Genomic DNA, 6,406 nt, shown 5'->3' on the forward strand with positions numbered 1-6,406 from the left:
CGACCTTCATTCCGTCATGGAACGGGGCAGGCTATGCAGGCAGGGGTTGAAAGAAATGATTCGGTGGTCCGTCCTGTTGTTGTGCTGATGGCACAGAAGGGCCCTCAAAAGGAAGATAGACAATGACGGTTAGGTCCGGTTCACGCATGGATGAAGGTGCATATGTGCTGATTACGGGGGCATCCAGCGGGATCGGGGCGGAACTGGCGTGGCTGTACGCCGCCCGTGGGCGACCGCTTGTCCTGTGGGGACGCAACGCCGAACGGCTGGAAAATGTGGCCGTACGGGCCCGCAGCCTTGGCGTCAGGGTGCAGACGCGCATCCTTGACCTGTCTGATGGCGCGGCTGCGATTGAAGCCCTGCGTCAGGATGATGACAGCCATCCGATCGATATCGCCATCCTTGCCGCCGGGCTTGGGGATATGCGGCGCGGGAGTGACGTGGTGGAACGGGCGGAGGATGTACTGCATCTGGGGCTGGTCAACTATGCCACGCCATCGGCCATGGCGGCGGCGGCGGCCGAACGCATGGCCACGCGCGGGCGGGGGCATATCGTGCTGATCAGTTCGGTCGCAGCCTTCCACGCCCTGCCATTCGCCGCAGCCTATTCCGGGTCCAAGGCCGGGCTGAAACGCTTTGCCGAGGCACAGCAGATGGCGCTTGCCCCGCTGGGGATCGGGGTGACGCTGGTCTCGCCGGGGTTTGTGGATACCCCCATGAGCCGCCGCGTGGTGGGGGCGAAGCCCTTTCTGCAGACCGCGCCCGCCGCCGCGCGCAAGATCGCCCGCGCCGTGGACCGCAACCGGCCCCACCTGGTCTTCCCCTTCGTGTTTTCCGTGCTGCGGCTGGTGGATACGCTGATGCCGTGGCCGTTCAAGCGGCGGATCCTTTCGGCCATCAAGGCAGACCAGATGGACTGATTTCATGCCGGGGGCGGGTTTATATAATATGTTTTAATGCTGACCGGAACGATTGTGGCCATTTCGTGACATTTATCAATGAAATTACACGATAGCTGGTCTTGTTTTCTGGACAGATGTGTTAACCGATCGGTCTGCGGCGCCTGAATTGCCTGTTCTGTTGCATAAAATGCATGAGAAATGGCACAATCGCAGACTGTTTTTATTGTAATAGCGGGGCAAGGAGCTGCCGTATGGCCACGGAGCGCGACCGGACATGAAAGAGATCGTAGCAGTTGATATTGGTGGCACGCATGCGCGCTTCGCCATTGCCCAGGTTGACCAGGGGCGGGTTGTCACGCTGGGGGAAGCCACAACCCTGAAATGTGCCGATCACGCCAGCCTGCAACTGGCATGGGAAGCCTTTGCCCGCGTGGTTGACCGTCCCCTGCCCAGGGCGGCGGGGATCGCGGTGGCCTGCCCGATCAAGGGGGATATCCTCAAGCTGACCAATAACCCGTGGGTCATCCAGCCCGCGTGGCTGCCGGTCAAGCTGGGGGTGGATGAACTTATCCTGGTCAATGATTTCGGCGCCGTGGCCCACGCAGTGGCGCAGGTGGGTGAAGACAGCCTGCAGCATATCTGCGGTCCCGATCAGCCATTGCCCGAACAGGGCGTCATTACCGTAGTGGGGCCGGGCACGGGTCTGGGATCCGCCTATATCGTGCGGCGCAAGAACGGCTATTTCGTGTGCGAGACCGAGGGCGGGCATATAGACTTCTCCCCTCTGGACCAGCTTGAGGACCGGATCCTGACCGTGCTGCGCCGTCGTTACCGGCGCGTGTCGGTGGAACGCGTGGTGTCCGGGCCGGGGCTGCTCAACCTGTATGAGGCGATTGCCGAAATGGGGGAACTGTCGGTCAAGGCGCGTGATGACAAGGCGCTGTGGACCATGGCGCTGGAGGGATCCGATCCGGTGGCCGCTGCGGCGCTGGAGCGTTTCTGCCTCAGCCTTGGCACGGTCGCGGGCGACCTTGCGCTGGCGCAGGGTGGCAGCGCCGTTGTGATTGCCGGCGGCCTTGGCCTGCGTCTGGCCCAGCACCTGCCCCGTTCCGGCTTTGCCGAACGGTTCGTGGCCAAGGGCCGGTTTGAAGGCATGATGGCGGAAATGCCCGTCAAGCTGATTACTTATCCACAACCCGGCCTGCTGGGCGCGGCGGCGGCCTTTGCCGAAGCCTATCGCTGACTGGACCTGAAGCGGCGCCCCGGCTTTTCCGGGGCGCTTTTTTTATCTGCAGGCCACCCGTTGCCGGTGCAGTGGATCAGCCACGCCACAGGTGGCCGGGCATGGCGTCATAATGCCGGGTCAGGAAATCCAGCAGAAGCGCCAGCACGCTGCCCATATGCCGGGGGTCGTACTGGACATGGCTGGCTATTTCATCCAGCGGCTGGTTGTTGATCATGGTGGCGATCAGGATCCGCTCGTAGCGGTTGCCGATGATGTCGTGAATATACCTGTAACGGTTGATTGACCCCATGCGTCGGTTCAGCGGCCGTACGGACAGGCCAAGTGATGTCCGGTCCAGATGCGGGTCTTCCTGTCCCATCACGCCAATCCGGTAATCCGTGGCCCAGAACCGGGCCGCCGCCACATGGTGCGCCGTGAGGATGCCACTGTGCTGCAGGGCGTCGATCAGGGCAGGCACGGGCGTCACCCATTCACTGGTCCCGTCATGAACGGTTGTGGGGGCGGACAGGGTGGCAGGACCGTCAGCGGGCAAAGGGCTCACTTTCATGGCTGGGTGTTATTGCATCATCTTCACGTCCGGTACGTGGGTCAATTGAAAGTGTAGGATTATCGCCAGCCGGGCGTAAAAAAATATCGTCCTGCGGGGCCATGTGTCCACCGGATAAAAAAACGGCATCACCCGGATTGCGGGCGATGCCGTAAGGTTCCGTGGACAAGTTGGGAAATCGACGGTTGGGAATCTGTCGGGCGACCCACGGGTGTCATGGTTAATAATGATAATAATTATCATTATCAAGATAAAAATGGCATCTGCCCTGATCGTCCCATGGTGGACCCGATCCCGGAAACGTGGTGCGATGGCCAGACCGTCAATGCACGCAGAGGACAGTATGGCCATTACACCGCATGAGGTCGCAGCACGGCGGGCAGGGGGACGGCGGGGTGCCGACATCCTGCTGGAAATTCTGGAAAGTGAGGGGGTTCGCTATATTTTCGGCAACCCCGGCACAACGGAGCTGCCCCTGATCGATGCGCTCCAGCGCCGTCCGGACCTGAAATACGTTCTCGCCCTGCAGGAAGCGAGCGTGGTGGCCATGGCGGATGGTTATGCGCAGGCGGCCGGGCGTCCCGGCTTCCTCAACCTGCATACGGCAGGGGGGCTGGGGCATGGCATGGGCAACCTGCTGAACGCCAGCGTATCGCAGACGCCACTGGTGGTGACGGCGGGGCAGCAGGACTCGCGGCATACGATTTCCGACCCGCTGCTGTTTGGTGATCTGGTCAGTATCGCAACGCCTGCGGTCAAATGGGCACAGGAAGTCCTGCATGCGGACCAGTTGCCGGTACTGGTGCGACGTGCCTTCAACGATTCGATGGCGGCCCCGTCCGGGCCGGTTTTCCTGTCCCTGCCCATGGATGTGATGGAGGAACCCAGCGATGTCGATGTCGGTTCCCCATCCGTCATCAACCGCGACTCCATAGCCGGTGGCCTGCCGGAACTGGCGCGTGCGCTGGCTGGCATCACGCCGGGCCGGCTTGCAATCATTGCGGGCGATGAGGTGCATGGCGCGGATGCGGCAGCGCAGGTGGCCGAAGTGGCCGGAATCCTTGGTGCGCCGGTTTATGGCGCGTCATGGCCATCGCGTATCCCGTTTGCAACGTCCTGCCCGTTATGGGCGGGCAACATGCCCACGCGTGCAACCGACATTGCCCGCAGGCTGGCGGATTATGATGCGATCTTCGCGCTGGGCGGCAAATCGCTGATTACCATCCTGTATTCCGAAGGCTCGCCCGTGCCGCCGGGATGCGCGGTCTATCAGGTTTCCGCCGATGTGCGTGACCTTGGCCGCACGTTCCAGACACCGCTTTCGCTGGTGGGCAATATCCGCGCGTCGCTTGATGTGCTTATCCCGCTGCTGCAGCAGGCGACACAGCCCCGCCGGGCCGAATTCGATGCCGCCCGCGCGCGTGTCACCGCCGCCCGGACCAGCAGGCGCGCGGAGGCGGAAACGCTGGTAGCCCGACATCGGGATGATCCGGTCATCGCCCCCTGCGTTGCCGCCCATGAAGCCGTGCGTGCCATTGGCCCGCGGGTCGCGATTGTGGATGAAGCGATTGCAACATCCTCCTACACACGCATGTTTCTCGATAGTGACTGGGCCGCGCAGTACTCCTTCCTGCGGGGTGGCGCATTGGGCTGGGGCATGCCCGCGGCAGTCGGGGCATCGCTGGGGCTGGGGCGTGAGCCTGTCGTCTGCCTGGTGGGGGACGGGGCGGCCCTGTATTCGCCACAGGCCCTGTGGACGGCCGCGCATGAACGGCTGCCGGTGACCTTCGTGGTCATGAATAACCGTGAATATAACGTGCTGAAGGGCTTCATGCGCGGGCAGACGCATTATGTTTCCGCGCGGGAGGGAAACTTCCTGGCGATGGATCTGTGCGAACCGCCGATCGATTATCAGGCCATGGCGACATCCTATGGCCTGGAATCGCGCCTGATTACCCGTGCGGGCGACATTGCCCCGGCCATAGAGGCCGCGATGGCGTCCGGTCGTCCCAATCTGGTCGAGATCATGATCAGCACAATTTAGGGGGAAACCGGCCCTGCTTTTGTCAGGGTCGTGAAAAAATAACGCATTGATAAATGATAACAGAGTTTTCTGGTGCCGCCTTTTTGGAACATGGCGGCACCCGGAAACTTTTCGGAAAAAGGCCTGCCGGAAACATCAAACGCAGGCTTTTCAGGCTGCCTTTTAATGGATGGGAAAGGAACAGGTGGTCGGAAGGGTATCAACCCGTTCCCGGCCCGGATCCACACGCAGTGTCAGTCGCATCACGGCGGCGGCAAGGTGCGCGCCGCTGGTGCGCATGGTCGTCTTGATGTCCACGCCATGATTGTTGTCCAGCACCGCGACATTGCGGCCGCGGGCCATGGTTGCTTCCGCCCGCACGGACCAGTAGGTGCCATTGATGTCCGATAGTCGGGCCAGGTTGTACACCGTCCCTTCGCCCTTCAGCTTGCTGTAGCCGATTCCCACGGCCCCACCGCCGGTAATCTTGACCGGATAGGAATGGTTACCGAAGAACAGGCGTCCCTTGCCCCATGAATACCCGCCCGCAAGGGCGGCATCGTGCAGGGTGAAACAGAGTTTGGCGGTCGGTTGTCCCAGCACATCCGCAGCCCGTGCGGAATGGGTAGCCAGTAGTCCTGCGGCAAGAATGACAGGGGCATAAAGGAAAGCTGGTCGCACGGTATGTTCCTGCTACGATATGGCGGCTGGTAAATCATATATGGAATGTCAGGCGGTCCCCGGCATGGTTGACCGGATGCGTTCTTTGTTTTTCAGTCGATTACAACCAAAAGGCAACCCCTGTCGGTGTCAGGTGACCCGTTGTCCGGATATGCGCGAAAGGAGTGACCCCTGATGGACGCCGTAACCCTGTCGATGGATTATGACCATCCGGGCTGCCGCCCTGTCCTGCGCCGGATCCGGGTGCAGTCCCCGTTTATCTATGGGCTGACCAATTATGTTGCGGCCACCCTCAGCGCCAATGTGCTGCTGGCGGTGGGGGCGGCGCCCGCCATCGGGGCGGCGCCGGGCTGGCCGTCCGGTTTCGGCGGACAGGCCGGGGCAATGTGGGTCAATGCGGCGGGGCTGATCAACTGTACGGCACACGACATGCTGACGGCCGTGGATGCCGCGAATGCCGCCCATGTGCCATGGGTGCTGGATCCGGTAGCCATGGGCGCGGGCGTGGGGGAATACGACACCATCATTCGCACCCTGGCAGCCAGGGGCCCTGCCGTGGTGCGGGGGAATGCCAGTGAGATCATGGCGCTTGCCGGTGGTGCCGCGACGGCACGGGGCGTGGAAACCACGGCTTCGATCGCGCAGGCAGTGCCAATGGGGCAGGAACTTGCCTGCAGCAAGAAGATGATCGTGGCCATCAGCGGACCGGAAGATCATATCCTGGGTCCCGATGGCCAACATATCATCGTGCCCGGCGGTCACCGGTTGTTGACGTGCGTGACAGGGGCGGGATGCGCATTGGGTGGACTGGTTGCAGCAGTCCTGGCAACCCTTTCCATGGAATCGGACAGGCTGGTGGCGGTGGCAGCCGTTCACGCGTTGTATGCGCGGGCGGCGGAAATCGCGGCCCGGGATGCGTCTGGCCCGGCATCCTTCGCTACCGGTTTTGTCGATGCCCTGTCGCGATTACAGAATGCCGATACGTTGGGCACCGACGCCTGATCAGG

General features: G+C 62.1%; 7 protein-coding genes (1 of these 7 only partly in view). 4 read left to right on the forward strand and 3 right to left on the reverse strand.

The window, feature by feature from the left end; all coding sequences use genetic code 11:
- Nucleotides 1-122: 122 nt before the first annotated feature.
- Both S101446_RS15260 and glk read left to right on the forward strand, forming a co-directional pair.
- The gene (locus S101446_RS15260; RefSeq protein WP_010511433.1) at nucleotides 123-920 is read left to right on the forward strand and encodes an SDR family NAD(P)-dependent oxidoreductase; all 798 of its coding nucleotides are present in this window, start codon (nucleotides 123-125) and stop codon (nucleotides 918-920) included.
- Nucleotides 921-1,176: 256 nt separating this feature from the next.
- Nucleotides 1,177-2,145 (forward strand): glucokinase, encoded by a 969-nt coding sequence (gene glk / locus S101446_RS15265; protein WP_019084814.1) that lies wholly within the window; start codon nucleotides 1,177-1,179, stop codon nucleotides 2,143-2,145.
- A 76-nt stretch (nucleotides 2,146-2,221) separates the two neighbouring features.
- On the opposite strand, the gene S101446_RS15270 is transcribed toward glk, so the two are convergent.
- Entirely contained in the window at nucleotides 2,222-2,689 is a 468-nt protein-coding gene (locus S101446_RS15270) for a hypothetical protein (protein ID WP_232272385.1), read from the reverse strand.
- Between the two features lie 349 nt (nucleotides 2,690-3,038).
- Here S101446_RS15270 and S101446_RS15280 point away from each other — a divergent pair, with 349 nt between their 5' ends.
- A complete protein-coding gene (locus S101446_RS15280; protein ID WP_087608717.1) occupies nucleotides 3,039-4,739 on the forward strand; it encodes a thiamine pyrophosphate-binding protein in 1,701 nt (566 codons plus the stop codon).
- Between the two features lie 162 nt (nucleotides 4,740-4,901).
- Here the strand turns inward: S101446_RS15280 and S101446_RS15285 are convergent, their stop codons facing one another.
- Nucleotides 4,902-5,399: a hypothetical protein gene (locus tag S101446_RS15285; RefSeq protein WP_026018439.1), complete on the reverse strand. Its 498-nt coding sequence runs from the start codon at nucleotides 5,397-5,399 to the stop codon at nucleotides 4,902-4,904.
- 174 nt (nucleotides 5,400-5,573) lie between these two features.
- On the opposite strand from S101446_RS15285, the gene S101446_RS15290 reads away from it, so the two are divergent.
- Nucleotides 5,574-6,401, forward strand: a complete 828-nt coding sequence (locus S101446_RS15290) for a hydroxyethylthiazole kinase (RefSeq protein WP_087608718.1) — start codon at nucleotides 5,574-5,576, stop codon at nucleotides 6,399-6,401.
- Here S101446_RS15290 and hpxZ read toward each other — a convergent pair whose 3' ends face one another.
- Nucleotides 6,402-6,406 carry the 3' portion of an oxalurate catabolism protein HpxZ gene (gene hpxZ / locus S101446_RS15295; RefSeq protein ID WP_019084820.1) on the reverse strand. 385 nt of this gene lie beyond the right edge of the window, so the window shows 5 of its 390 coding nt (coding positions 386-390); its start codon lies off the right edge, out of view; its stop codon occupies nucleotides 6,402-6,404. It abuts the gene before it with no gap.

This window comes from Komagataeibacter europaeus, assembly GCF_002173515.1.
GTDB classification, from domain to species: domain Bacteria; phylum Pseudomonadota; class Alphaproteobacteria; order Acetobacterales; family Acetobacteraceae; genus Komagataeibacter; species Komagataeibacter europaeus.